The organism is Komagataeibacter sp. SM21 (assembly GCF_041402665.1).
Classification (GTDB): Bacteria; Pseudomonadota; Alphaproteobacteria; order Acetobacterales; family Acetobacteraceae; genus Komagataeibacter; species Komagataeibacter saccharivorans.
Genome location: NZ_JBGLOV010000005.1, coordinates 120826 through 144918, shown reverse-complemented (window position 1 = coordinate 144918; position 24093 = coordinate 120826). Strand labels below are relative to the sequence as shown.

Annotated in this window: 25 protein-coding genes and 1 pseudogene; 6 read left to right on the top strand and 20 right to left on the bottom strand. The window is 66.8% G+C overall.

Going from position 1 to position 24093, the window contains the following annotated elements; translation table 11 throughout:
• Window positions 1-11 precede the first annotated feature (11 nt).
• The 12 genes and pseudogenes from ACBR42_RS07280 to ACBR42_RS07225 form a co-directional block, all read right to left on the bottom strand.
• Complete coding sequence (locus ACBR42_RS07280) at window positions 12-929, bottom strand: hypothetical protein (protein WP_102324228.1); 918 nt, start codon at window positions 927-929, stop codon at window positions 12-14.
• Window positions 930-1080: 151 nt separating this feature from the next.
• Window positions 1081-2466 carry a hypothetical protein gene (locus tag ACBR42_RS07275; RefSeq protein ID WP_371207612.1) on the bottom strand — a complete coding sequence of 462 codons (1386 nt, stop codon included), beginning with the start codon at window positions 2464-2466 and terminating at the stop codon, window positions 1081-1083.
• On the bottom strand, window positions 2459-2584 hold the full coding sequence (locus ACBR42_RS07270; protein WP_258373527.1) for a hypothetical protein: 126 nt from the start codon (window positions 2582-2584) through the stop codon (window positions 2459-2461). The genes ACBR42_RS07275 and ACBR42_RS07270 overlap by 8 nt, the downstream gene beginning before the upstream one ends.
• 47 nt (window positions 2585-2631) lie before the next feature.
• Complete coding sequence (locus ACBR42_RS07265; RefSeq protein WP_102323771.1) at window positions 2632-2943, bottom strand: hypothetical protein; 312 nt, start codon at window positions 2941-2943, stop codon at window positions 2632-2634.
• A gap of 26 nt (window positions 2944-2969) precedes the next feature.
• Window positions 2970-3401, bottom strand: coding sequence for a hypothetical protein (locus tag ACBR42_RS07260; protein ID WP_371207611.1), 432 nt, complete (start codon window positions 3399-3401; stop codon window positions 2970-2972).
• Window positions 3402-3476: 75 nt separating this feature from the next.
• Window positions 3477-4964, bottom strand: a complete 1488-nt coding sequence (locus ACBR42_RS07255; RefSeq protein ID WP_371207610.1) for a phage tail protein — start codon at window positions 4962-4964, stop codon at window positions 3477-3479.
• A gap of 63 nt (window positions 4965-5027) precedes the next feature.
• Window positions 5028-5900 (bottom strand): hypothetical protein, encoded by an 873-nt coding sequence (locus ACBR42_RS07250; RefSeq protein ID WP_371207609.1) that lies wholly within the window; start codon window positions 5898-5900, stop codon window positions 5028-5030.
• Between the two features lie 150 nt (window positions 5901-6050).
• Window positions 6051-6701, bottom strand: a complete 651-nt coding sequence (locus ACBR42_RS07245; protein WP_371207608.1) for a hypothetical protein — start codon at window positions 6699-6701, stop codon at window positions 6051-6053.
• Window positions 6701-7177 carry a hypothetical protein gene (locus ACBR42_RS07240; RefSeq protein ID WP_102323776.1) on the bottom strand — a complete coding sequence of 159 codons (477 nt, stop codon included), beginning with the start codon at window positions 7175-7177 and terminating at the stop codon, window positions 6701-6703. The genes ACBR42_RS07245 and ACBR42_RS07240 overlap by 1 nt, the downstream gene beginning before the upstream one ends.
• A gap of 131 nt (window positions 7178-7308) precedes the next feature.
• Window positions 7309-8661 (bottom strand): annotated as a pseudogene (locus ACBR42_RS07235) (DUF4043 domain-containing protein).
• Window positions 8662-9113: 452 nt separating this feature from the next.
• Window positions 9114-9614 (bottom strand): hypothetical protein, encoded by a 501-nt coding sequence (locus ACBR42_RS07230; RefSeq protein WP_162900489.1) that lies wholly within the window; start codon window positions 9612-9614, stop codon window positions 9114-9116.
• A gap of 29 nt (window positions 9615-9643) precedes the next feature.
• Window positions 9644-11056, bottom strand: coding sequence for a portal protein (locus ACBR42_RS07225; protein ID WP_371207607.1), 1413 nt, complete (start codon window positions 11054-11056; stop codon window positions 9644-9646).
• A 118-nt stretch (window positions 11057-11174) separates the two neighbouring features.
• On the opposite strand from ACBR42_RS07225, the gene ACBR42_RS07220 reads away from it, so the two are divergent.
• Entirely contained in the window at window positions 11175-11768 is a 594-nt protein-coding gene (locus ACBR42_RS07220) for a DUF2726 domain-containing protein (protein ID WP_132303908.1), read from the top strand.
• 87 nt (window positions 11769-11855) lie between these two features.
• Window positions 11856-13076, top strand: a complete 1221-nt coding sequence (locus tag ACBR42_RS07215; RefSeq protein WP_371207606.1) for a glycosyltransferase family 4 protein — start codon at window positions 11856-11858, stop codon at window positions 13074-13076.
• On the opposite strand, the gene ACBR42_RS07210 is transcribed toward ACBR42_RS07215, so the two are convergent.
• The 3 genes from ACBR42_RS07210 to ACBR42_RS07200 form a co-directional block, all read right to left on the bottom strand.
• Entirely contained in the window at window positions 13073-14389 is a 1317-nt protein-coding gene (locus tag ACBR42_RS07210; RefSeq protein WP_371207605.1) for a phage terminase large subunit, read from the bottom strand. The two genes, ACBR42_RS07215 and ACBR42_RS07210, sit on opposite strands and share 4 nt — an antisense overlap.
• A complete protein-coding gene (locus ACBR42_RS07205; RefSeq protein ID WP_102323782.1) occupies window positions 14373-14768 on the bottom strand; it encodes a terminase small subunit in 396 nt (131 codons plus the stop codon). Before ACBR42_RS07205 ends, ACBR42_RS07210 begins: the two co-directional genes overlap by 17 nt.
• 163 nt (window positions 14769-14931) lie before the next feature.
• A complete protein-coding gene (locus ACBR42_RS07200) occupies window positions 14932-16002 on the bottom strand; it encodes a hypothetical protein (protein ID WP_371207604.1) in 1071 nt (356 codons plus the stop codon).
• 344 nt (window positions 16003-16346) lie between these two features.
• Between ACBR42_RS07200 and ACBR42_RS07195 the strand changes: the two genes are divergently transcribed.
• Window positions 16347-17117, top strand: a complete 771-nt coding sequence (locus ACBR42_RS07195) for a CatB-related O-acetyltransferase (protein WP_371207603.1) — start codon at window positions 16347-16349, stop codon at window positions 17115-17117.
• A 201-nt stretch (window positions 17118-17318) separates the two neighbouring features.
• Here the strand turns inward: ACBR42_RS07195 and ACBR42_RS07190 are convergent, their stop codons facing one another.
• On the bottom strand, window positions 17319-18404 hold the full coding sequence (locus ACBR42_RS07190) for an EamA family transporter (protein WP_371207602.1): 1086 nt from the start codon (window positions 18402-18404) through the stop codon (window positions 17319-17321).
• Between the two features lie 72 nt (window positions 18405-18476).
• On the opposite strand from ACBR42_RS07190, the gene ACBR42_RS07185 reads away from it, so the two are divergent.
• Window positions 18477-18665 carry a hypothetical protein gene (locus tag ACBR42_RS07185; RefSeq protein WP_371207601.1) on the top strand — a complete coding sequence of 63 codons (189 nt, stop codon included), beginning with the start codon at window positions 18477-18479 and terminating at the stop codon, window positions 18663-18665.
• Window positions 18666-18770: 105 nt separating this feature from the next.
• On the opposite strand, the gene ACBR42_RS07180 is transcribed toward ACBR42_RS07185, so the two are convergent.
• The 3 genes from ACBR42_RS07180 to ACBR42_RS07170 all read right to left on the bottom strand — a co-directional run bounded on the left by ACBR42_RS07180 (window position 18771) and on the right by ACBR42_RS07170 (window position 21358).
• Window positions 18771-19355 carry a hypothetical protein gene (locus ACBR42_RS07180; RefSeq protein WP_371207600.1) on the bottom strand — a complete coding sequence of 195 codons (585 nt, stop codon included), beginning with the start codon at window positions 19353-19355 and terminating at the stop codon, window positions 18771-18773.
• Window positions 19356-19386: 31 nt separating this feature from the next.
• The gene (locus ACBR42_RS07175) at window positions 19387-19746 is read right to left on the bottom strand and encodes a hypothetical protein (RefSeq protein WP_371207599.1); all 360 of its coding nucleotides are present in this window, start codon (window positions 19744-19746) and stop codon (window positions 19387-19389) included.
• Between the two features lie 244 nt (window positions 19747-19990).
• The gene (locus ACBR42_RS07170) at window positions 19991-21358 is read right to left on the bottom strand and encodes a VapE domain-containing protein (protein ID WP_371207598.1); all 1368 of its coding nucleotides are present in this window, start codon (window positions 21356-21358) and stop codon (window positions 19991-19993) included.
• Between the two features lie 226 nt (window positions 21359-21584).
• Here ACBR42_RS07170 and ACBR42_RS07165 point away from each other — a divergent pair, with 226 nt between their 5' ends.
• Window positions 21585-21938 (top strand): hypothetical protein, encoded by a 354-nt coding sequence (locus ACBR42_RS07165; RefSeq protein WP_371207597.1) that lies wholly within the window; start codon window positions 21585-21587, stop codon window positions 21936-21938.
• Between the two features lie 40 nt (window positions 21939-21978).
• Here ACBR42_RS07165 and ACBR42_RS07160 read toward each other — a convergent pair whose 3' ends face one another.
• Window positions 21979-22848, bottom strand: a complete 870-nt coding sequence (locus ACBR42_RS07160) for a bifunctional DNA primase/polymerase (RefSeq protein ID WP_371207596.1) — start codon at window positions 22846-22848, stop codon at window positions 21979-21981.
• Between the two features lie 74 nt (window positions 22849-22922).
• On the opposite strand from ACBR42_RS07160, the gene ACBR42_RS07155 reads away from it, so the two are divergent.
• Window positions 22923-23891, top strand: coding sequence for a S24 family peptidase (locus ACBR42_RS07155; protein WP_102324233.1), 969 nt, complete (start codon window positions 22923-22925; stop codon window positions 23889-23891).
• Window positions 23892-24093: the final 202 nt, after the last annotated feature.

The following is a 24093-nucleotide window of genomic DNA, read 5'->3' as shown; positions in this document are numbered from 1 at the left end:
TGATCCTGCCTCTACGCGGTGACGGGCGGTCCGTTCCGTGCGCCGCCCGTTGCGGTTATGGTGTTGGCGTAGGCCCGGTTGACCAGCGCGCCGGATGTGGCGGCGGTGGCATGCAGCGCGGCATTCGCGGTCAGGGTGGACAGGCTGGCTGCATTGTCCGGGCTGATTGCGTCGATATTCGCCCCGGTCTGGCTTATGGCGGTGGTCAGTCCGCTGCCCGCCGCCTCCAGCCCGGACAGCACGCCGGTCACGCTGCCGGGGACCGAGGCCAGATTGACCCCCGCCCCCGACAGACCACCGACCATGCCAAGCTGGTCCTGCACGCCCGCGAACACGCCACCCGCGCCGGTCATGTCCGCAATGGGCGTCACCTGCCCCATGACGGTGGCGAGCTGCCCGGTCACATCACCCGCAACACTGGCCACATCAGCCAGCGTCCCGCTCAGGCCCGACAGCGCCGATGCCGCATCACTGCCCACCAGCGCGGACAGGCCGGACACACCGCCCGATGCAGCCGCAACCTGCGGCGGCTGTTCCAGCACCAGCCGGTACGGGATCACAACGCCCTTATGCGCGTAATCGAAGGCGTACTGGACAATACGCACCATAAGCGACAGCCCCGCCCCGGCGAAGGCAACGGGTACCCCCGCAATGCGCATCTGCTTGAGCACCATGGCGCGTTCGATGGCGGTGGGTCCGACAAAGGTGCCCTGCAGTTCCAGCCGGTCGGGATCGTTTCCCACCGCGTCGATAATCCGGTTGCCACCGGGCAGGCGGTGTATGGCGACCTGCTGCGTGCCGCCATCGCGTATGACCTGTGGCACTTCCATGCCGGTCAGCGTCAGGCCGCCAATGGTGACGGGGGCGGACGCCCACAGCCGCCCGATGGAACCGATTGCGGTTTCCGTGTTCTCAAGGGTCAGGGACATGATGGTTTCCGCTGCACGGATGCGGTGCAGTATTATGGTTGCATGATCCCGCCGCACCGCCTTACGCGGCTATGCCATCATGGCTACTGTCTAACGCCAGATCGTGCAGGCGGGAAGGACGCTTTATGCGGCCCACGGGTGCTGGTGGTGGTTACAGCCCGATGGAACGGCCCGGTAACTGCGCATGGCGCACGCCATCGGGCGCGGTGCCGGTGGCGCGGTGTTCATGCCGCGCGCGGCTGGTGTCGATACGGGCGACGGCCTGCCCCAGTACGTGGTGGTCCAGCGTTACCGGTATGGTGACCTGAATTGCGGGCGGCGGGATGTTGCGTGCCGCCACGGGGGCAGCATCCCCTTCCCGACGCGCAACCGGGACGGCGGGCGCGATGAAGGGCGGCCTGCCCTGCGTGGGCCAGACAGAGCGGACCGGCTGGGGCACGCCAGACCGGGGCACGACCGACCCGACCGTCCCCGCACCCGTGGGCACGAACACGGCCTGCTGGACCGGATACCCCTTCGGGGCATAAGGCACGCCTGCCACGGGCGTGCCGCCCGATGGAAGCCATGGCCGACAAACCGGCGTCATCACCGGCCCGCTGCGCGGTTCACGCGCGGGCGGCAACGCCACCGTTCCATGCACATCCCGCCCGGCCTGAATCCATGCAGAGACAGGCCAGACGGCACGGGCATAATCCCCCCCATGCCCCGCCGGGCGCACCATACGGGGCGGCATGACCACATGCGCAGCAGGACCGGATGCGCGCAGCCACGCCCCACCGCCATCCGTGGTCCCCGCCGCAATAGCCGTGGCGACAGGCAGCGCAGGGGCCGCCACCCGATCCGTTCCGCCCCCTGTTATACCGACATCGTGGGGCAGGTTGGTCCCCACCACACGGGCAGGCATGAGGACGGCAGACGTCAGGCGGGACACAGGCCCGGCCATCACAGCCCCCTGCGCCACGGAACGGCGCGCAGGGGACAGCGTATTCCCGTAACCGGACACTTCTTCCCGCGCCATCGGCATCCAGACCGGGCGGGCATGGCGCATTGCCGCGACGGGCTGCACGCCATCCTGCACGACGGGGCCCGCAGCGTTTCCGCCACGCCACAATGACGGCGCGGCAGACGTGACGGCGGCGGGAAGTGCGGTGCGCGCATTTCCCTGCATGGGGAAAAGGAAAGGCGCCCCGACGCGGGACACACCGGCCACCGGGTGCGTATGGGGAATGCTGGCGGCCAGTGCTGCGATGGGCGGCGCGGGTGGCAGGGCGGTCATTACGCCCCCATCATCCCCCTTCCCGCCATGGGGGCGCGGGATGAACGGCATGAACCCCACCCGTCCCGCGCCCCCTGCGGCGATGCGCTGGATGATGCGCGCCAGCATGCCGGTCAGGCCCGTTCCGCTCCGCAGTCGCGCGATGACGCGACCAGGCACACCGCCCCCACGCGCCATGACGCGCGCAAGCCCCGTAACCCGCCCGGTCCGTGCCGATACCCGCACCGCATGCACCGCCGTCATGTAAGGGAAATCAGCCATCGGGCTGTTCCCATTGCTGGGTGTTCCAGTCATACCGCCCGCCTGCCAGTTCCCCAAACGCGACAAGAAACGCCATGCGCCGCACGCGCGGCATGGCCATGGCGACATCCCACGGCACCCCGTTCCTGATCAGGGCCGCGACCTCGATCAGGGCGGGGTGCCGGCTCAGTTTTTTGCCGCTGTGCCCTCGGCCTGCGCCGCCGCCTGTCCGTCCGCGCCAAACAGGGCGGTGGACAGGGCCTCGATCCCCGTATGGCCGATCTGGTTGGCAAGCTGTTCAAGCTGCACGCGCGTCTGCGGGCGGATGACGGGCACGGTGTCGATCGCCTCGACCGATGTGACCATCAGCGCGTATTCCATCCACGCCGTCGATGGCGTGGCCGGGCCCAGTTCCAGCAACGCCAGCACGTCTCCCGGTCCGCGTTCGCGGTAGGTGATGGTGCGGCCATCGCTGGTCTTTACTGTTCTGTCTGTCATGGCATGACTTTCGGTTCGTGGCGGGATCAGGAAACGCGGTTGCGCGCGCGGGCGCTGAAGCTTATGGCCTGCATGACCAGCATTTCGGACTGGTAGTGCCCCGCATCGGACAACTGGATCGACGCGCCGACATATTCATACGTGCTCAGCGATCCGTCGCATTCGGTCACGTACTGGTAAATGCTGCCCAGCAGCACCGTGCCCGCGGCCCAGAACCCGCTTTCGATTGCGGCGAACAGGTCATCCGCGCCGGAACTGTCGCGCTGGAAGGAAAAGTGGCCATTCCAGCCGTTCGGCACGTCATAGAACATGGGCATGTCGTTGAGCGGGCTGGACGAAATCGCGCTGGTGCGCTGCTGGGCCTGAAACCCGGTAACGGTGGGCAGGTCGATGCGGCTGCCGTTATAGACCAGCACCACGCGGCAGTCGCGGCCGATATTGAAAGGCTTGGCGGACATTCATCGCTCCGTAAGGAAGATGGGCCACCCGGCGGGCGGCCCGTGAAGTATTTCTGTTGGCGGCAGCCCGTTTCGTCAGGTGGCGGACGTGCCGGTGGCGACGGTCACGCTCGCCCCGCCCTGAAGGTTGACGATGAAGAAGCGGTTGATGCCCTGGTAGCGCACCTGCACGTCCGCGCGGACATAACCCAGCGCCGTGCGCGACTGCGGGTTGTTGGTGCTGTCGCACACCACGGCATACGACGTGCTGTCCGCAAGGATGCCGCTGCCCGCCATGCCGGACAGTGTGCCCAGCAGCACGGCGCGGATATCGCCAAACAGCGTGGGACTGATGACCTCACCCACGAACGCGCCCATGCCCGCATTGATGGTTTCGGCAATGTAGTTGGTCAGGCGGGTATAGGTGTCGTCCGCCGTGTCGGCATCGGACGATGTATTGATCCCGCCGCGCACCGCCCAGTAGGCCCCGCCGGGCGCTGGATTGCAGATCACGTCGATCCCCGCGCCGAACAGCGCGGACAGTTCGGCGGTGGAATAGGTCGCGGCCATACCGCTGGAAACCAGTCCCGCCTTCTGGCTGCCGATCACGCCCGAAAGCGGCTTGTTCAGGCTGGACTGTTCGGGCGACAGGCCGCCAAGGATACCGGCAGCGAAGGCCTGCGGCGGCACCAGCATGTCGCCATTGGCGTCGTCATCCCACCACAGCCAGTCACCCAGCATCAGCTTGATGGCGTAGCTGTCCACCCCGGCTGCCGCCTTCTGCGCCGCAGCACTGGCGATCGTGTCGCCTGCGGGGCCGGTGGCGATCATGTACCCGCCTTCCTCCAGCCCGAAGGCCGCCTGCGTGGTCCATGACGTGCTGTCGCTGATCCCATGCAGCAGGCCCAGCGCGCAGCCCTGCCCGCGCAGGGCGTACATCCCGGTGCGGCTGGCCCCGTCGGTGCCAAGGAACGCCGCCGTGGCCGGAACACCGCCATCCGCACCGCCCGCAAGCGTAACGGACCCCGCTGCCAGCACCGGCACTGTGGCGGGAACCGTGGCGCGGACCAGCGCAGCGCCATCGGCCGCAAGGGCCGTGGCCAGCGCCGTCCATGTCGCGCCGCGATAGGTGCGGCTGCCCAGCACGGCATGGCTGATGTTCAGGGTATAGGCGGTGGTGATGATCGCATCCTGCACCAGCGTCGCGGTAATGGCGTTACCCGCGCTGCCGGTATGGATGGCGGTCAGTGTAACCCCCGCCAGTTCGCCCGTGGCGGCGGCGTCCGTCCCGTCGCTTACCCGCACGCAGCGAAAATCGGATGCGCCCTGCAGCAGCGCGATGTTGACCGCCGTGCCGATGTCGGTTGCCATCGCCTGCCTGGGGCCAAAGGCGCCGAGACAGTCGCCCATGCCGCCCACGATGACGGGCGTCGCCACGGCCCCCCATGCAGCGGTGCCGACGATGCCGATGCGCCCGGTGGCGACACCGTTGAGCGCCAGCGTCTGTGGCTGGAGGATCTGTACATACAGGTCGGGCACATTCAGGCTGTTGGTATTGAGCTGCCCGGACTGGTAGATGGTCATTGCGTCTGTCTTTCCCTGTTGCGCGGCATGCCGCGTGGAAACCGGTTTGGTGTGGTGGGCGGATCAGGCCGGGGCGGCAGGCCCCAGCAGCACATCGCCTTCGATCGCGCCGCCGGGCAGGCCGATGCCGCCCGCCAGCATGACCGGGGCCGGACGGGTCAGATCCGTATCGAACGTGACCAGGTAGTGCGCGGGGCGTGAGAAAAGGCCGCGGTTCATGGCGGTGTCGTCATTGCTGGCGGCGCGCGCCTCGATACGGAAGGTGGAGCCGTCCGCATCCGTCAGCCAGTCATTCAGGGCCAGCGCGTCACTTGCCGCCTGCCCCAGCGCGTCACGCGCGGCGGGTGTGGCGGACCATGTGGTGATGATGAACATCTGTTCCTGCCTGCGCGCGATGCAGCGCGTGGTCACGACCCCCTCATTCAGCGCCTGCACGCTGGCCGCCCCCGGTATGGTGATGGCGCCGCCCGTCGCCACGGCGCCCGGTAGCGGTGCGGCAAGGGCCGCAGCGATGCTGTCCGCCGTATCATCCGCCGTGGCGACATGCAGCACGCATGCGGCCCCGCCGTAACCGGGCAGGCCCGTCACCCGCAGCCCCAGCGTGCCGCAGGGCGCTACCCCCGGTGTGAGCGTGACCACGGCGGTCACGCCCGTCGCCCCGATGGTGGCCGTGGGCGCGCGTGCCGTATCCATCCGCCACGGGCGGCCCAGCGGTTCGTCCAGCCGCGCCCATGAATCCGGCACGTCGGCAATGCCAATGAAGTCGCACCCCTGCTGCACTGTCCGCACCATGCCGCCAAGGTCGGCCTGCGTCAGCCCGCCACGGCGGATGATGACGGGCCGCCCCGTTACGGCGCTGCCGGTCGTGCCATCGGGGCAGATGGCGGCGGCCAGCACGCCTGCGATGGCGGTGGAAATGGTGGCGATATCGGCCATGGCCTGTCCGCTCCTGCTCCCTGTGGTGGATAGGCAGCCGCCCTGCCCCGCATCCGTCATGGACGGGCACGGTTTCGGGCCGGTTCTGCCAAGAGGTTGGAAAAGCCGGTTCCCCGCCCGCCCCGTTTCACCGGGGCCGACTGACGGGGCCTAAACCTGCTGCTGCTGGATCTGGCAGCGCGTGCCCCACGGCCCTGTATGCGTGCCGCCGATGGTGTAGCGCGTGCCGTCCCCGTCCGTGACCCACATGGCGGGCTGCACCATGATGCCCGGAATGGCGGGCACGAACATTTCCATCCCGCCACCATGGATTGCGCCGGACTGTGCCGGTCCGGGCACCGTAGCGCCCCCGCCCGCGCGGATCATGGCGGGCCAGCCCGTGGCAAATGTCACCTGCGCCCCGACATCACCCGATGTGGCGTAGCCGCCCGGATCGGCCTGATCCGTCCCCTGCGCCGTGGTGCCGGTCAGTGTTATCGTCGTGCCGCACAACACGCATAAGGGGGGCCGGAAGGGCACGCACCGGGCGATGAAGGCAGTATCCGCGCCGCAGGCAAGAATGTCGCCCGCCCGCACGTCGCGCGTATCCATCAGCGCGTAGACGAACGGCACATCCCACAATGCCGGGCCGGAGAAAGTGAAATCCCGCTCGGCGCTGAAGGCCACCATGACCCGTGCATAAGGACTGGCGCAGGGGGCGAGCGCATCGGTGGGGCGGAACTGCGTGGCGGGCGCGCCCACATGGCAGGCCGCGCGCGCGAAGCCACGCGCGGCAAGGCTGTTCAGGGCTGTCTGGTCCATCAGATGATGATTTCCCCCGTCCCGCGCAGGCCCGGCCCCGGCGGCACGCCCATGAAATTGCACAACTGCACCCGCCAGCGCGTGTACAGCATGAAGCGGTCAGGCACTTCGCTACGGTTGCGGGTCCACACGGCGGCGCGGTCGGTATCAAGATTGGCGGTGGCGGCCATGATCGCGCTTTCCAGCATCTGGCACTGGGTCAGGAACGCGCGCGCCTGCGCACATTCTTCGGGTGCGAGGTTACGCAGCCGCCATTCATTGAACCCGTAAACGCGGAAAAACCGCCATGACTGCATGCCGCCATCCTGTCCGCCCATGGCAGGATAACCCATGTAGCGCCGCGCCTGCGCCAGTTCCGTATCCACCAGTGGCGTGTCCGCCATGGCACCGGCAACCGGCACCGCAACCGGCGCGCAGGTGGCGGGCGGGGATGAGACCGGCGTGGTGGTGTCCGCGCCGCAGGGGGTGTCTGTCATGCTGTCGCCTCCGTTTCCTGTCAGCGCCGTTTTGCGGGGGAATGCGGGATTGCAGGGTCACCCCACCGGCCGGTTGCGTGCCGGGCGGGAGAAAGGGGCACGGGCAACCCGCCCGCGCCCCGTCAGCCCCCTCAGGCCCCCGCGCCAAGGCTTTCGATCACCACCCCGCGCTTGAGGTAGCTGTTGGTGGCGGTGGGAATGACCGTGGTATTGGCGGTCAGGTCCGTGGGCAGCGCGAAGCCACCGATCCACGACCACGACTGCGCGATGATCTGCGCCAGACGGTCCAGCGCCGGGCGGGTGATCATGCACACGCCCTCCACATCCGTCAGTTCGCCGCCATCCAGAAGCGGGGCGTAATGCGTGCCGATATTGGCGTAATCGCCTTCGATCAGCGCGCCCTGACCGCAGATGATGGCGCGGTGGATCGCCCCCGCCCCCAGCGATGCCTGCTGCGGGGCCTCCGTCGTGGGGATGAAGCGCACGCCCAGCAGGTCGAAGATCTGGCCGGTCTGGTACGTGTCGGACCCGTACTGCCCGCGATACAGCAGCTTGAAGTCGTCATCACGGAACAGGCCAAGCAACTGCGCATTGTCCAGATAGCAGTGATAGACGCCGCCTTCCGGCGTGGGCACGTTGTTGTCACGCAGCACCGCCAGCGCGCCAAGGATCGACTGCACCGTCAGCAGGTCGCCCGTTGCAAGGGCCGCCGTGGTGGCGCGCGCATTGGGCCGCAGCACCAGCGGGGCGGTGGCGGCCACCACCGCATTGCCTGCCGTGCCATTGGATACCGATACGCTGGTGCCCAGCGTAAGCGTGCCCGAAATCCCTTCCGGCGCGGTGGAGGTATTGGTGGCGTCAGCCGTCACGCCCACCAGCGTATAGGACCCTGCCCCGATGGTGACGGTCATGCCGGCGGATGCGCCAACGGACACCACCTGCCCCTCGGCGGAAAGGATGTTCTGGAAACCCCGGATGTCGTCCACCGCAACGTCCGTCCCCGCCGAACCCAGCGTGGCGGTGACGCGCGTATTGCCGCCCAGATAGCCGCCCACCCCGTTCTGCGCCCCGCCGAACAGCGCATTGCGCGCCAGCCGGTCCAGCGTCTGCCGCGCATTGATGCCAAGGCGCGATGCGTTGGCCAGGAACTGGTTGGCGATGCCGACACCTTCCGTCACCTGGTTCAGGTCCATGGTGTTGCCTTACTGGTTTATGGTCAGCGTGTACTGTTCCACCGACCATTCGGCGGGCGTCATGCCGTTGTCGAAGCTGGTATTGGCGGTGGGGTTGAGCGGCGTGGTCGCAGGCGGCAGCAGGCCCGCGCGGGTATCGGTAATGGTCTGGCCGATGCGGGCGGGAAATTCCATCTGGTCCGCGATGGAGCGGAAGCCCAGCCGCGACTGCAGCGCATCCTGAAACGCACGCGACAGGAACCCCTGCTGGATGACCGGCTGCAGGGCGGCGGGGAAATTGGCAATGGCCATGAAGTTCATTTCCTTGAAAGAACAAAAAAGCCGCCATGCAGGACTGCACGGGCGGCGGCAGGGGTGGCCATGACGGCAGGCGTCATGTAGGGGCCGGGGTGATTGGAAGGTAAGGGGCACGATACGCACGACCCCTTGCCCGTTCCGCGCAGCATCGGGCGCGGAACGGGTAAAGGGTGGTATTACGCAATAATGATATGGATATCAGTGCCGATACAGGCACGGAATATGTAATGATCCGGATGTCCCCTCCATCCTGACCTGTCAGGGCATGCGGGGCTTCAGCAACACCGAAAGACGCGGGACGGTTCCAGTGGGCCGCCCCCGCGCATGCCTTCCGGTCCTGTCAATCAGCCTTGATGGCGGCAGGCACGCAATACCTGCGTAACGATCCCGCCCCCTGCATCCGTGTTCCGGTCTGCCGGTCCCGCAGGCGGGACCGGCACGGTTTTTCAGTTCGCCACCGGCCAGCGCAGGCCCGCCGCACCCGCTGCCGCCCTTACATCGCGCGCGCCAGCCGTGCGGGCATCGAACGGGGCGGGATCGCCCGCACGCGGCGCGGGGCCTGCGGCGGTGGTGCCGGTGGCCGCACCCGATACGGGCTGCGGCGTGGTGAACAGGTAGGCGCGGCTTTCACGCGCGGCCTGCATGATCGTGTCCAGCCCCTGCGGCAGCCCGTCATCGCCCAGCGTCACGCCCGACAGGTCCACCAGACGCACCACATCGGCGGGTTCCACAGCCCCCATGCGGGCGGCAAGGGCGCGGGCTTCGGCGCGGATGACGGCGCGATCGGCACGGGTGCGGGCCGTGCTGGCCTGTTCGGCGCTACGGGCGAGGTCGGCCTCCAGCGCGGTGCGGGCGCTTACGGCTTCATCCCGTTCGGCGCGCAGGGCGGCCAGTTCATGGCGCAGGGTATCCATGTCGGGGGTCTGGGGAACGCTGGATCGGGTCATGTCGTACCTCGGTTTTTTTCAGGGTAAGGTCAGGTCTGGCTTTCGGTCACGATGCGCGCCCATTCCGCATGGGGCGCGGGGCATCCGGCGCGGGCGGCGAAAATGGCGCAAGCCGTCTGCCGTGAGACGAAACCACCCTGCACCGCCGCCCCCAGCCCCTGCGCCAGTTGCGCAAGCTCGGCTTCCGTGCCGGGGAAATAGGGCGGCCACTGCAACGCAAGGCCCGCAGGGTCCAGCCCCGCGTAATCCACCCCGCCGATGCGTATGCCGCCCGCGATGACCTGCGAAAAACGGCACGCCATGCGATACAGCGCCAGCAGCCCGTATTCGCCATAGGACAGGCGCATCCGGTCCGCCAGCCACAGCAGGGGCTGGTACAGCATCTCCATCGCGCGGCCCGACGTGGGGGCGGACAGGCTGTCGGCCTGTGCGCGGTTGCCGTGTATCTGTTCCATCACGCTGGCGCGCAGTTCGCGGTAATGGTCACGCATGGCCCCGGCGGCGTCGCCGTTGATTTCCAGCAGCTTGGCGTCCCCATCCAGCGGCAGGGTCAGCGCCGCCGCCGCTCCGCCGCTGGATGCGGGCGTGCCATCGGCATACGGGTCCGCCCCCGCACGGATGACAAGGCGGGGATCAGCACTGTATTTCAGCCCCCGTCCCGCCTGGGACAGCAGGTAATCGCATTCGATCACCGTATCGATGGCGGGCGCGAACGTGCATGGCCCGTCCATCACGCCGGGGGCGGCAAGGTTGGCCATCCACACCCACGGCACGAAGCCCAGACCGTGATGCGTGCCACGCGTGGCGTCCACCCGCGCGGGCGGCCCGGCATCGACGCGCTGCGGGACGTAAACGTGGCAGTCCGCCCGGTCCCATAGGCGCTGCCACCAGAACACGCTGCCCATGTCATCGGGCGCGATGGGCCAGCCCTGCGCCAGTAGGATGGCGCCCGTCACCTTGTAGCGTTCGGTAACGCTGGCCAGCGTGCCATCCGCATCCCATTGCGGGGTCAGGTACAGCGTATCATGCACCTGAAAACGCAGGTGGCGGTCCACCGCTTCCACCAGCACGGCAACCGACCCCACGCTGCCGCGCGTCGCCGCCTGTGTCATCAGGGCGGGCAGCGCCGTTTCCGCCGCCATCTGCGCCATGATGGCAGGCAGCGCCGGATCGGACGCCACGGTTGCGGGCCAGTGCGACGCCCCGAACAGCAGCGACACCGCATCATCCACCACCGCGCGGCACATATTGGTCCGCACCGATGGCCTGCGCCGCGCCAGCGGTATGTATTCCCCCGCCCCGTTATATTCGGTGCCGAAGGGATTGGGGATGGCGTCGTACTGCGTGCCCGCCAGCACCCGGCCCAGTGCGGCAAGATCATGCGCGCGCGGCGGCAGGTCCGGGTCGCGCGGGTAGGTTTTTTTCAGTTCCTGCCAGTCCATGCTCTCTCTCCGGTATCAGGGCGTGCGGGGTGATGTGTGATCTGGGGGGTGCGGTCACGGCGGAAGCGCGATAGACAGGCCGCCATGCGACACGGCCCCCGTGGGGAGGAAAAAATTAATGGATATCAGTCCCCTGTTCCTGACACCGATCCGGCTGGGGGTGGCTTTTGTGGCCATCGCGGCGGTTGTGGCGGTGGTGCGGCGCAGGCGGCCATCCCTGCCGCCCCCGCCTGCATCCGGGTGCCCGCGTCCCGTCCCGCCCGACCTTGCGGGCGATGCAGGGTTCAGCGTTCCCGTATCCATGACCGATTACGACTGGGCGGTGCGGCTGTACCAGCCCCGGCCCCTGCTGTCGGTATGGGAACGCCGGGTGCTGGATACGCTGCGCATGCAGGTGCCGCGCGGCTATCATGTCTGCCCGCAGGTGCGCATGGCGGATTTCATCGTGCCACGCGGCCCGGACAGCACCGTGAACCGGCAGGCGTTTTTCAAGATCGCATCCAAATCCATTGATTTCGTGGTGGTGGACGAAGGCACCGGCGCGGTGGTGCTGGGCATTGAACTGGATGACGCCACCCATGCCCGACCCGAACGCCAGTACCGCGACGGGCTGGTCAACGCCGCCTTCGCCCATGTCCGCATCCCGCTGCTGCGCCTTGCCCCCGGTGCGCGGGTGGATGTTACCCGCCATTTCCACCCCGTCCCGGCCTGACGGGCGGGTGGGCATGACAGGGGCGGCTATTCATGGGATAGGTGGACCCGCCTTGTGGCGCGTCGTCAATGAATATGGGGAAAGCTGATGGTGTTGCGTGATCCGGGTTCAACATCCCCCCTGCGGATCTGGCTCGACAGCCGCAATACGGGGCGTCCCGGCGGGACCGGGGTTGCGACCTACACCACGGGCATGCGCCAGTGTTTTACGCAGATGGGCTGCGATGTGGCCTATCTGTGGGACCGCGCGCCAGACGCCACAGCCCCCCCGCCCAACACGCCCGCGCGCAAGGTGCTGCGCTTCATGCACGCGCTGCTGCCCTTTCCCACGCGGGTACGCAGGCGGCAGCGCCCGGATACGGGGGAGAGGTGCTGGTTCGTGCCGGACCTGTTCCGGCTGGCCAATGTGCATTTCCGCATCTGGAACCGCCCGCTGCGGCTGTGTGGCGGTCAGCCGCCCGCCATCATGTATTCGACATATCCCCTGCCCTTTCTGGTGGATGACGCGATCAACGTGGTCACGATCCATGACCTGATCCCGCTGACCCACCCGGAACTGACCGGCATAGACCGGACCTTCATGGAAAAGCTGCTGCGCCGGCAGGTCGCCCTTGCGGATGTGGTGGTCACCGTTTCCGAAACGGTGCGCCAGCAGATCGTGGATATGTTTCACGTTCCCGCCGACAGGATATTCAACCTCTACCAGCCCGTCAGCATCACCGATGCCGAACGCCGCGCGATGGAGGCCACCCCCGCCATCGCCCCCGCCGGGTGTTTCCTGTTCATCGGGCGGGTGGAAGCGCGCAAGAACATCGAACGCCTTGTGGCCGCGCATGCCCTTAGCGGCACGGCCCGCCCGCTGGTCATCATGGGGCCGGACGGGGATGACCAGCCCGATTTCACCCCCCGCACGCCCCGGCAGCAGATCATCCGCATTCCGTGGTGCAGCCGGGAATCCCTGCTGCGCACGCTGCGCGACGCGCACGCCCTGCTGTTCCCCTCCCTTGCCGAAGGCTTCGGCCTGCCGATCATCGAGGCCATGGCCCTTGGTGTGCCCGTCCTGACATCGCGCGGCGGCGCCACGGGCGAAATCGCGGGGGATGCCGCCCTGCTGGTCGATCCCCTGGACACCGGCGACATCACGCAGGGGATCGCAGCCCTTGACCGGATGACGGCGGACACCGCGCAGTGGCAGCAGATGGTGGCGCGTGGCCACAGTCAGGCGGAGCGTTTCTCCCCCGCCGCGCAGATCGAACGGATGACGCCTTTCCTTGCCCACCTGGCCCGCCTGTCCGCAACCGGGCGCTAACGTCCGATATTGAACCGCGTCGGCACCCACCGCGCGGGCGCGGGCGGCGGTGTGGACAGCATCAGGTCGCTCAATGCCCAGACCAGCGCATCCGCCCGGTCGGGCGAACGGGCGCCGTGATAGCCGCTGGCGGAAAACTGGCATAACTGCTCCTCCAGCACACACAGGGCGCCGTGGTGGGTGACGCGCCCCTGTTCATATAACGCCGCAACCGGTTCGGCCCGCGCGGCCTTGCCCCGGCTGGCCGTAACCATGCGCAGGGTGGCGTTGGGGTTAAGGCCACGCAGGGTTGCTTCCACCAGCGCGCCGCCAAAATTATGTTCCGCCACGATCCGTTCGGCACCCCAGTCGGCCTGCGCCTGCAACGCCGTGCGCGCCCAGCCCGCCGGACTGTCGCGGCGGGACAGGTCGGCCAGCACATGGCCCATACCCGTCCCGTCCACGCCGCAGACGACAATGCCGATTTCATCTGACCGGGTATCTTCCGCCCCGCTACAGCCCGATGGATCGACCGCCACCACAATGCGCCGCATCCGTGCGGCCACGGCGGAGCGCGTGGCGGGGGTTACGGGGGCGTCGCGGCGGAAATCCTCCATCCGCCACAGCGCACCATCCACCGCCTGCTGGTATTCCCCCAGCATGAAGCGCCTGCGCTCGCGTTCCGGCAGGGCCTCAAGCTGCGCCAGATACCCTGCCGAAAGGTTGGCACGGTTGCCATCGGGGTTGAGCTGCATGGTGGCATAACGGTCCCGACCGGGCAGCGGCGCGCCCGATACCGGCTCCACCCCCTGTTCAAACACCCGATACAGCCAGTGGGCGGTGGTGGGCGGGTTGGCGTCGATATATTCCTTCAGCGCCAGCGGTGATTTCTGCGCAAGACGGGTAAGCAGCATGTTGCGTGCGCCATAGGTGATCTGGCTGGCTTCGTTCAGGTAAACGGTCGCAAACTCCAGCCCCAGTATCTTTTCTGTCCGGTCCTCATCATCCAGTCCGCCGAATACGATGGTGGAGCCGTTGGGCAGTTCCACCGTCCAGTCCGTGCGTGACAGCGCCCATTCCACGGTGGGAAAGCACCGCCGCATGACGGCGGGAAACGTATCGGCCACCACCGTCGCCCGCAGCGCGTTCAGCCGGTGGCGGAAAATGCCGTGCCGCGTCCCCGCCGCCTTCAGCGCGCGGATGACAATGGCGCGCACCAGCACGAAGGTCTTGCCCGACCGCGCCCCGCCCCGCAGCAGGATATGGGTGACATCCGTGCCCATCAGCCGGTTGGCGGCGTGCTGGTCAGCGGTCAGGCTAAAGGGCTGCGTCATCGGGCGTGATCGTGACGGTGATGGCGGGCTGGCCTTCCCCCCGGCGTTCGGCGGGGGCACGCAGGCGGGTTGCGACCCACATGCGCGCTTCCATGCGCAGCTTGATGGCGGGCACGTCATCGCGGCCGGTGGCGTGGTCGGCTATGGCTATGATTTCCTCGGCCAGTGTATCGGCGGCGGCTTCGCGCGCGGCGGCGTACAGGGCGCGGAAGCTGGCATTGTCACGCAGCCAGCGGAACACGGTAGCCCGGTGCGGCATGCCCGCATCCGCGCATATGGCGCGCAGGCTGTGACCGTCCGCCAGACGGATGCAGATTTCCTCGGCCAGTTTCCGGCTATAGCCACCCCGCCGCGCAGCCGTGGCAGGGTGCTGGGGCATGGCGGGTTTTCTCCGTAAACGCCAGCGCCCGGCACCGCGTTGGCGGCCACCGGGCGCGGCTGTCTCATGATGTGATCCTTATGTCGAAAAACCATGCAGGCAGCAAATACATCGCGCGGTACGCAGTATTTCAGGGCCGCATGCGCCCACGGGCCGCCATATCTTACGCAGGCAGGTCGTTTTCGACTATCTTGTTGAAAACAGGCGTGTTTTCATCAATCTGGCAGTAGCTGAAACCGGTTACGCACTGGACAAGGGCGACGGGAATGTCGAACCAGAAATCAATCGCGCCGGGCGGATAGCCGCAATCGGCCTCCTCCTTTTCCATATCCGCGATGATGTCGGACAACTGCGCAGGCGGCGTGCCGGTTACGTTCAGGTCATGCGGGCCTGTCGCGCCATCATGGGTGACGGACCAGATTTCCACCCCGTCGCGGTAACAGGCGGCGGCGCTGCGATAGGCGGGTTCGTCGATAAAGGAGGTGACGATGGTGGCCCCCGCCCCGCGTTCCGGCAGGGTGGCAAGGTGGGCGCGGGCATCGTCGGCGCTGTTGCACCACAGCGCGGTCCATCCCCCCGGCAGCGAGGCCACGGCGCGGCAGGCCGGGCGCGCATCCTCCGCCACGCCGCTATCGGTCATGGCAAAACGGCGCAGCACTTCGGCCCGGTCAATGCCGTGGACCACAAAAACGCCAATGGTATAGCCCGCCGCCCGCGCAGGATGGCTGCGGACGTAGGGCCGCAGCCGGATGGGCGGGAAAATGTCCTGTATCCCGTCCTCCAGCAGCGGGGCGTCGAACTTCACCTGTCCGTTGATGAAGCCATAGGGAAACACGATCTGCGCTGCCGTGCCATCACGATGGGCGCACATGACAATGGCCGCCGTGCCCGGATCATTCTGTCCGGGCAGGATGACGGTGCAGTTGACCACACACGCCGCCGCCCGGCGCGGGCCAGCACGCACCCTGTCACGCAGCAGGCCCTGCACATGGGCAAGCTGGCCTTCCGCATCCGCCGTGTCGGGCGGATTATCCACCCGTTCGATGCCGCCACGCTGGTCCAGCACCGCGCCAAGCGGGGCAAAAACCCCCTGCGTTACCAGCAGATTGCCCGCTTCGGGCAGGAGTACTGCGGCCAGACGGTCAAAATCCTGCCGTGGCGTCGCCAGCCATGATGGCAGATCTGCTTCACGCCAGCCTTCGTACCAGTCCATCACGCCACCCTTTCGCGTCATCCGGCAGTCCCGGCACCCGAAACAGCCCTTTACGGACACACATGTTGGTTTGGGGCGGGGATGGTGTCAATCCGCGCGCCCTGCGGAAGTATCTGCCATGATTTTGCAAAAAAGGGCAGGCATTGGTTATCACACAGGTATCAGCATGGCATATATAACCAGAATTCATTAGTAAATGGGGATATTTTATGTACCGAAGTGCGTGAATGATAGATAAAACAGGATATTTATGGTGTAAATTTTAATTCTATATTTTGTTTCACTGTTATATGAAAAAAAGATCATTGAACAGTTTTTTACATGAAGAATCAGTATCGTAGCGATATAAGGGGGGGATCAATCAGATGAAAATAATTTCAAATAAAGAACTAATAAACGCTCTTGAACAAAACAATATCAATGTCGATAGCAAAAAAATATTCATACAATGCAAAAATGAATCGGCTGAAATAGAAAGCCATACCTGGTTCAAGACCAATACGCTTTTTCAGTGCGGGGCGTTTTCCTATTCCTTTTCAAAAATCTATGCGGATGTATCCGTGGGCAGATATTCGTCCATTTCCCATGGCTTTACCGATTTCAGCAAGATTCATCCGGTCGATTTCGTAACCTCCAGCCCGGTTACGACGGATGATTATTACCGCGAACTGGCGCATCAGCACGGCAGGGATTGGAAAATACTGCCGTTCGATACGGATTATGGCAGAATAGTCATTGGTAATGACTGCTGGATCGGCACCAGGGTCATGGTCAAGGGCGGCATTACAATTCATGACGGCGCGGTCGTGGCCGCCGGGTCGGTCGTCACGAAGGATGTGCCCCCCTACGCCATCGTTGGCGGCAATCCGGCCAGAATAATAAAGATGCGGTTTGATGACAGAATCATCGAAAAAATGCTTCAGATCAGATGGTGGGATTACGCGTACTGGGACCTGAACATGCTGAACTGGCGGGACCCGGAGGAATTCACCCGGATGTTTGAAGACCATGTGGAGGGGATAAACAGGTTCCACCCCAGCAAAATAAAGTTTTCCGACCTGAAAGCGGCATCCGATACCAAAATGCGGAACATCCTCGAAAAAGCGTTGCACAGATCCGGTATTTTCAGGGACTGATAAGCGCCATCCAGAACAACAGATACCGCCTGCAAGGCATTTACGGGAACCATCCCTGCATCTTGCGCGGGCATGACCGACATGGTCGTTACAGCGGTCAGTGCCGCACCTGCCGGCCCTTCATCCCATACAGGCTGATGGGCGCATCCATCACTGGTCGCGCGCCGGATGCGCGATTACGGGCATCCTTCCCGTCCGGCCTTACGCGGCATGGGTATGCCCGGATTCATGGTCATGATCGTGACCGTGCCGATGGTGCAGGTCCGGGTAATGGGCGTGGGTGTGCGCCAGTTCGGTATGGACGTGCCGGTGGGTATGCGGTTCGCCCGGCGGGTCGTCGGGGCCATGGGTGTGCTGGTGGTGGGCATCGTGCGTATGGCGATGGGTGTGCTCCATGGGTTCATGCACATGGTAATGGGAATGGCGTTCGGTCAGGTGCAGCCATAGCCCGATCCCCATCAGCACCCCGGCCACCAGCAGGCGCGCAATATCATGCGTATGGAATACGAACAGCGACATGACCGTCCCCATGAAGGGCGCGAGCGCAAAATACGCCCCCGTCCGCGCCGCCCCAAGGTGGCGCAGGCCCAGCATGAACAGCACAAGACTTACGCCATAGCCCAGAAAGCCCACCACGGCGGCCCCGGCGGCAATCCCCGCCCCCGGCAGGCCCGCATGCTGCACCAGCAGCGCGACCAGAAGGTTCACGCTGCCCGCCGCCACGCCCTTTATCATGGCGATCCGCACCGGGTCAGCCGCCGACAGCCGCCCGCTCAGGTTATTGTCGATCCCCCAGCACAGGCAGGCGGCGGCGATATACAGCGCGCCGGGGGCCAGCGTCGCATGCCCCTGCCACGACAGCACGCCCGCGCCCAGCACGATGGCCAGCGCGCCCAGCATAAGCCTGCGATCCACGTTTTCACGGAACACGACCCACGCAATCAGCAGTGTCGCGATGCTTTCCAGATTCAGCAGCAGCGACGCACTGGCCGCATCCGTGCGCGCCAGCCCGATCATGAGCAGCAGCGGCCCCGCCACGCCGCCACTGGCGATCACCGCCAGCAGGCACGGCACATCGGCGCGCGTCAGGGGCGCTTCATCATGCGTGGGCAGCCGCAGCGCCCGCCGCGCGGCCAGCACCAGCGCAAGCCCGGTTCCCGAACCCAGATACAGCAGCCCCGCCGCCATCTGTGGCGTCATGCCATCCAGCAGCAGCTTGGCAAAGGGCGTGCTGATGCCAAACAGCACGGCGGACAGCAGGGCAAGGCAGAGACCGGTTCTGTTCATACCCTTGCCATACCACGCCACGCCGCATCGGCGCCACGACGGATACGCCAGCAGCCGTGCAATCCTGACCCCATGACCGGCCCCGGAAGCCAGCACAGGCACGACATCCCATGCCATGGCATAACTGCCGAAATCCCTGCGGGCACGCAGAGACGGGCATGGCTGGTTGTGGTTGAGGCCATCGGGATTCCGTGGATACAGGACGATGGCGGCGTGCGTGCCAATAGTCCGCGTGGCAGGCTGGCCACAGACAGGTCATGACATTTCCATCCCATGACGCCGTTGCCGCCTGACCGCCAGACCCGTGCGCGGAGACGGACGCAGCCGACAATGGACAATGGGGGCACACGCGCTCCCTGCCCTCACTCACCACCGTTCGTGCAGGATATCCAGCGCCGTATGCAGCGTGCGGATGCGGGTGCCGGGATTTTCGTCCATGCCGCATACCGCACAGATGACGCGGGCGCGGGCCGGTGTCAGCAGGGACAGCGCGCGATCTATTGCACGGCGGGCGTGTACGCTGGCCTCGGTGTCCTCCAGGGTGCCTGACCCGCTGCCGGTATGGGGCGTGTAGCGCTGCACCAGTCCGCCATGGCGCGTGCTGCGCAGCCAGCAGGCCCGAAAACGCAGGCCCGCCGCATGCTGGTCGGCAGTCAGGGCGGCGTTGACGCGGTGGAACAGCCGGTCCAGCGTGCAGGTATCACTGAACCGGCGCACGGTGTGCGGACGCGTGTGCGGCACCATGTCGATCTGGACAGTTTCCACCACGCGGGCGCTGGCGGCGGGACCGTCCGTGCCCATGTCCGGCTTCAGCCCGGCTGCAATGTCACGCGCCAGCAACCGCGCCCGCCGGTCCGCACGCAGCAGGGCGGCAATACGGTGGGGAACGCCATCGGGGTTATTGCGCGCGGGCGTGGGGGCAACGGGGGTGCGGCTATGCGGTACGGCCATGATATTTCCTGTGCGACGGTGTGCGACAGGATCATTCTAACGATTCGTCATGCAGGCAGCGCGTCCCGTACCCGATCGCCCCGCCGGACGGCGGCCCGAAATCCCCACATCCCTTGCCCGAAGGGGATATATCCACCCCTGCCCTGACTGAACGGCACGCCGTCCTGCCGCCATGTATCCGGGACATCTGCGCCAGCCGGCGTCGTGCAACAAAGGGGCACGGCTGCCCGTCACCTGACCGGACACCATGGATGGTAGCGCGCGGCTGTTCCCACGGGCGGCACGGGTGCGGGGCTGGCGGGGATCGCGTGCCCGGAAAATGACCGTGCAGAACGCCGGGGCGGTTGCGCGGCGCTTTGTAGCCATGTGGTGGTGCGGAAAGGCAGGGCATGTTCCCTGTGTTCCCTCCCCTTTGGGATACAGGGTTATCGAAGCCCGTACATATGGCCGCACCCCTGCGGAACGGAGGGAACAGACGCCCGCGCCGCCGGAAACCGGGAAACTGACCAGAACGGCACAGGGGAACACCGCCTGTCCGCTGGCGTGTGGTCGCGGGCGGGAGCCGGTCAGGCCCCTGCCGTCACTCCGCTATCGAAAGCGTGACGGTCCCGATACGCCGCAACCGCCCACCGCCATCATGATCCCGGCTGTGGGCCTGCATCGCCCTCGGGCGCTGCTGACCATGCCCAGTATGTCTCCGTGCCGCTGCGGATCTTGCGCCGTGTCCAGCCCAGCGCGCGCAATACGCTGGCCGCACGGTTCTGGCTGGCGCGGTTCTGCCGGTCGCGTGGCAGGCCCAGCGCCATATGCAGCACGTCGGCCATTCGCACGCTGGCCGCGCCACGGGTGCGCAGCCATGCGTTGACGGGATCATGCCACGGGTCTTCGTGCATGCGGGTATCCTGCGCCTGCCGGGCGGCGGCGTGCAGATGCGCGTCCTCCAGCCACAGGGGGATCGGGGCCGTGGCCTCACGCGCCGCCGCTTCCGCCCATAACTGTTCGCGCCATGCCACAACCCAGTCAATATCCGCGCGGGTGCAGCTAATGGGCCAGTAGCGGCGGTTGCCGGTGGGATCAGTCAGGTATTCACGCTCGTTCGTCGTGCCTGCGAACACGCATTGCCGGGGGCGCGTCACTTCAAATGCGCCGTAGCTGGGGCGGTACCGGTCCTGCTGGCGGCTGAAAAACGCCTTGGCGTCCCGGCTGGAACTGCGCCCCAGCGCCTGCAGTTCCCCCAGCTCCACGCACCATACCCCCAGCAGGCCCTGCGCCGCGTCCTTGTCGCCCAGGTCGCGCGGCAGGTCGTCCTTGAACCAGGGCGGGCTGAACAGCGCGGCCAGAAGGCGGCTTTTACCCATGCCCTGCGGCCCCTCCAGAACCGGCACGTAATCGAACTTGCAGCCCGGTTCGCGCACCCGGCGCACGCTGGCGGCAAGGAAACGCGTGCCCACGGCGGCATGGTAGCCATCATCCACCGTGCCCAGCGCATGATGCAGCCACGTCGCAAGGCGCGGCGTGCCATCCCAGCGCAGGCCATTGAGCCATTCGCGCACCGGATGGCGGCGGCACAGCCCTGCGGCGGTGCGGCTGGCCTGTTCGGCTACGGCGCGACTGACCGGCAGGCCATAGGCGCGCTGCATGTAAGCCTGCACCAGCGCGACATCCATGTCGTCCATCGCGCGTGGATATGGACCCGGCGGCGGGGGCGCGCCGTCAAAGGCCGGGGGCGGCGCGCGCGTGACCATGCTGCGGCAGGCGAATTCGTCCCACGCCACCAGCCCGCGCAGGGCGGGATCGTGCCCCAGCAGCACCAGACAGTTGCTGAGCGACGGCGCAACCCCGCGCGGCCCGCGCACCAGCAGGTCCATCCACGCAGGCGGTGGCGTCGCCGCCATGGCAGGCATGCCCCATGGCATGGCGGGTGTGCGGTCATACATGGCGGGGCCTTTGCTGGCTGTGCCGGTCATCATGACGGGCGGGCAGCCCGTAACACCGCCCGCCACGGCGCATGACCGGCATACAGGCTGGCTGAGGCAGGCTGTGGAAACGGTGCGTCGAACATGATGCGGTCATGCCCGACCCTGCTGAACCGCGCAGATCCCATGGGATCTGCGCGGGCGGAAAGGAGAATGGACAGGATCGATCCCGCAGGCCCCGGAAAACGGGCTGCGCTGGCGGCAGGATAGCTGCTGCCGTCCGGCGCATTGCCGGGCATGACGGGATGCAGGCGTGCCCGCTTTTGCGGGTAAGGAGGGGATGGCGCGATACCAGCCGGTCTGGCGGCTGGGACAGGTGCTGCGCTCCGGCACGGAGCCGGACATGGCGGAATGTCGCCGTCGCTGCTTTTCTGAACAGCAGAGCGGTCCACCCCATCACCCGGCCGAATACGCAGGACCGACCCTGTGGGCGGCAGGGCGCTGCGCCGGGGCGCGGGCGCGTCCGCTCTTTCGGGTAAAAAGGGGCCCGTATCAGCAGCCATCCGCACGGGTGCAGGGATTGCTGCGCGGCACGGCGCACGGGCTGAAACAGGGTGGCGGCAGCCATGGATCGGGGATGCGGGGGCGCGGGTTTTGTACCCCCTGACATGTCAGGACAGGGTTTTGCTCCGCACGCACGGGACGCATTACCCATGAAACGGCATGCGCGGATTGCGCTGGCCCGCATTCAGGCCGGAGCGGACCGTGGCCCGTGCCTCGGCTACAGGAATATGCCGCCGCGCCGCCGCATGTAACAGCGTGTCGCGCGCCGTGGCCACATCCAGCAGCCCCGCCCCGCACCATCGGCCCAGCGCGTAGGCGCGGGCGTTCAGCGTGGTATTGGCCGTACCCGCGGGCGCGTCGCATACCGCATGCAGCGCGCGCACCAGCGCCCCCTGCGCCCGCGCGCTGTTCACACGGCGCGGCGGGGGCGGCAGGGTATCATCGGTGGGGGCCAGCAGGCGGGCAAGCCATGACGGGATTGGCGGCGGCGGCACCTGCCACGGCGGGACGCGCCATGTATAGACCCCGCCCGTTGCGGCATGGATGGCGGGCGGGATGGTGACGGCCTGCCGCCCCCGGTGCGGGTCTAGACCGGGGGCGGGGCAGCCGGACTGCCCGCGCAGGGATTCGCCACGATGGCGGAAAAACAGCACCGCACCGCCCGACCCGCCGGTGCGCGTCATCGGGCGCGGGGGCAGCGGACCGTGCTGGCGCACGAGGGCCGCCAGCGCCGCCACCCCATCGGCGGCATGGGTGCCCGGACGGTCCACATCCAGCGCGAACAGCCCCGATGGCCCCGTCACCACCCGCCAGCCACAGCCGGGCCAGCGCGCGCACCATGTGGCGATGGTGTCCATATCGCATGTGGCGGCATCCACCGCGCCACGGAAGCACGCCGCGCGCGATCCCCGCCGCACGGGATAGACATGCCAGCCCAGCCGCGCGACGCGGTGCAGGTCGGGCGGGATGGGGGTGGAAGGGCGTGCGGGCATGGCCGGATAGATATGGGACATTTCCCAATATGTCAAGCGGTAATGGGATATGTCCCCTCTACCGCATGCCGCCGGATTATGGGACAGTTCCCATTATGGATACACGCTCCCCCGCCGCAGCCGAGATCGAGCGCCGCATGGCGCTGCTCAACCTGAACAAGAAACGTCTGGCCGAGCGCGCCGGCCTGAACGAGACGTACGTGCATGACATCCTGCGCGGCAAGTCGCGTCACCCCGGCGGCGACCGGCTGGAAAAGGTGGCCGCCGTTCTGGGCTGCACCGCCAGCGACCTGCTGCGCGGCAGCAGCGCATCGGGGGCCAGTCCCGCAGCACAGCGCCTGAAGGCGCTGCGTGAACGCGCGGGCTATACCGTGCGCGGCCTGGCGCGCGATCTGGGCATGGGGGAGAAGTTTTCCAGCTACGCCTTCTATGAAAACAAGCTGAAGAAGGATTTCATTCCCGTTGACATGGTCCGCCGCCTTGTCCCGCTGCTGACGGACCGGGGCGACCCGCCCATCGCCCCGGCGGAGATATGGGGGCTGTGCGGCATCGTGCCGGGGGAAACCGACCTGAACGAAAGCATCCGCCGGGCGGAACGCGCCACCCTGCCGCTGCATGATGATGACGGGGCGGTTACGGTGCATGAATACGACATCTCGCCACAGGCCGGGGCGGGCGCGATCGTGGATCACACGGCCTGCGGCGATGGTGAAAGCCATCCCACGCTGGATTCATGGCGCATCCCGCGTGATTTCATCCGCAACTACCTGCCCGATACCGGCGGGCTTGCCATCATCCGCGTGGCGGGCAATTCGATGGAGCCGGAATTCATGGCGGGCGACCGCGTGCTGGTCGATACCGGCCACCGCGTGCCCTCGCCCGACGGGGTGTACGTGCTGTGGAACGGCATGGGCGTGGTGCTGAAGCAGCTTATGCTGGTGCCCAATTCCCGCCCGCCGCGCATCCGCATCATCAGCGTCAATCCCACCTACCCCGTGGATGAGGTCGACGCCGCCGATCTGGTCATCAATGGCCGCGTGGTTGGCAAGTGGGTGTGGAAATAATGCACGCCCTGCCCTGCCCGTGCCACATTCCGGGCGCAGTCAGGGCGTCATTCGCCTGCGCGCATTGACCGGGGGGCCGGATACAGGCGGGATCATACGCGCGGGCGGGCATGGCGGACGGTGTGCTGTCCTGACCGTTTTTTGAAACAGCCCCCACGCCCCGCCGCGCGTTATACGCCCACCGATGCGCGATGGCCGCCGC

What these genes read in the sequence shown, in the direction of transcription:
- ACBR42_RS07280 (WP_102324228.1), bottom strand. Translation starts at nt 929, where the DNA reads ATGTCCCTGACCCTTGAGAACACGGAAACCGCAATCGGTTCCATCGGG.
- ACBR42_RS07275 (WP_371207612.1), bottom strand. Translation starts at nt 2,466, where the DNA reads ATGGCTGATTTCCCTTACATGACGGCGGTGCATGCGGTGCGGGTATCG.
- ACBR42_RS07265 (WP_102323771.1), bottom strand. Translation starts at nt 2,943, where the DNA reads ATGACAGACAGAACAGTAAAGACCAGCGATGGCCGCACCATCACCTAC.
- ACBR42_RS07260 (WP_371207611.1), bottom strand. Translation starts at nt 3,401, where the DNA reads ATGTCCGCCAAGCCTTTCAATATCGGCCGCGACTGCCGCGTGGTGCTG.
- ACBR42_RS07255 (WP_371207610.1), bottom strand. Translation starts at nt 4,964, where the DNA reads ATGACCATCTACCAGTCCGGGCAGCTCAATACCAACAGCCTGAATGTG.
- ACBR42_RS07250 (WP_371207609.1), bottom strand. Translation starts at nt 5,900, where the DNA reads ATGGCCGATATCGCCACCATTTCCACCGCCATCGCAGGCGTGCTGGCC.
- ACBR42_RS07245 (WP_371207608.1), bottom strand. Translation starts at nt 6,701, where the DNA reads ATGGACCAGACAGCCCTGAACAGCCTTGCCGCGCGTGGCTTCGCGCGC.
- ACBR42_RS07240 (WP_102323776.1), bottom strand. Translation starts at nt 7,177, where the DNA reads ATGACAGACACCCCCTGCGGCGCGGACACCACCACGCCGGTCTCATCC.
- ACBR42_RS07230 (WP_162900489.1), bottom strand. Translation starts at nt 9,614, where the DNA reads ATGACCCGATCCAGCGTTCCCCAGACCCCCGACATGGATACCCTGCGC.
- ACBR42_RS07225 (WP_371207607.1), bottom strand. Translation starts at nt 11,056, where the DNA reads ATGGACTGGCAGGAACTGAAAAAAACCTACCCGCGCGACCCGGACCTG.
- ACBR42_RS07220 (WP_132303908.1), top strand. Translation starts at nt 11,175, where the DNA reads ATGGATATCAGTCCCCTGTTCCTGACACCGATCCGGCTGGGGGTGGCT.
- ACBR42_RS07215 (WP_371207606.1), top strand. Translation starts at nt 11,856, where the DNA reads ATGGTGTTGCGTGATCCGGGTTCAACATCCCCCCTGCGGATCTGGCTC.
- ACBR42_RS07210 (WP_371207605.1), bottom strand. Translation starts at nt 14,389, where the DNA reads ATGACGCAGCCCTTTAGCCTGACCGCTGACCAGCACGCCGCCAACCGG.
- ACBR42_RS07205 (WP_102323782.1), bottom strand. Translation starts at nt 14,768, where the DNA reads ATGCCCCAGCACCCTGCCACGGCTGCGCGGCGGGGTGGCTATAGCCGG.
- ACBR42_RS07200 (WP_371207604.1), bottom strand. Translation starts at nt 16,002, where the DNA reads ATGACGCGAAAGGGTGGCGTGATGGACTGGTACGAAGGCTGGCGTGAA.
- ACBR42_RS07195 (WP_371207603.1), top strand. Translation starts at nt 16,347, where the DNA reads ATGAAAATAATTTCAAATAAAGAACTAATAAACGCTCTTGAACAAAAC.
- ACBR42_RS07190 (WP_371207602.1), bottom strand. Translation starts at nt 18,404, where the DNA reads ATGAACAGAACCGGTCTCTGCCTTGCCCTGCTGTCCGCCGTGCTGTTT.
- ACBR42_RS07185 (WP_371207601.1), top strand. Translation starts at nt 18,477, where the DNA reads ATGACCGGCCCCGGAAGCCAGCACAGGCACGACATCCCATGCCATGGC.
- ACBR42_RS07180 (WP_371207600.1), bottom strand. Translation starts at nt 19,355, where the DNA reads ATGGCCGTACCGCATAGCCGCACCCCCGTTGCCCCCACGCCCGCGCGC.
- ACBR42_RS07175 (WP_371207599.1), bottom strand. Translation starts at nt 19,746, where the DNA reads ATGCCCTGCCTTTCCGCACCACCACATGGCTACAAAGCGCCGCGCAAC.
- ACBR42_RS07160 (WP_371207596.1), bottom strand. Translation starts at nt 22,848, where the DNA reads ATGTCCCATATCTATCCGGCCATGCCCGCACGCCCTTCCACCCCCATC.
- ACBR42_RS07155 (WP_102324233.1), top strand. Translation starts at nt 22,923, where the DNA reads ATGGATACACGCTCCCCCGCCGCAGCCGAGATCGAGCGCCGCATGGCG.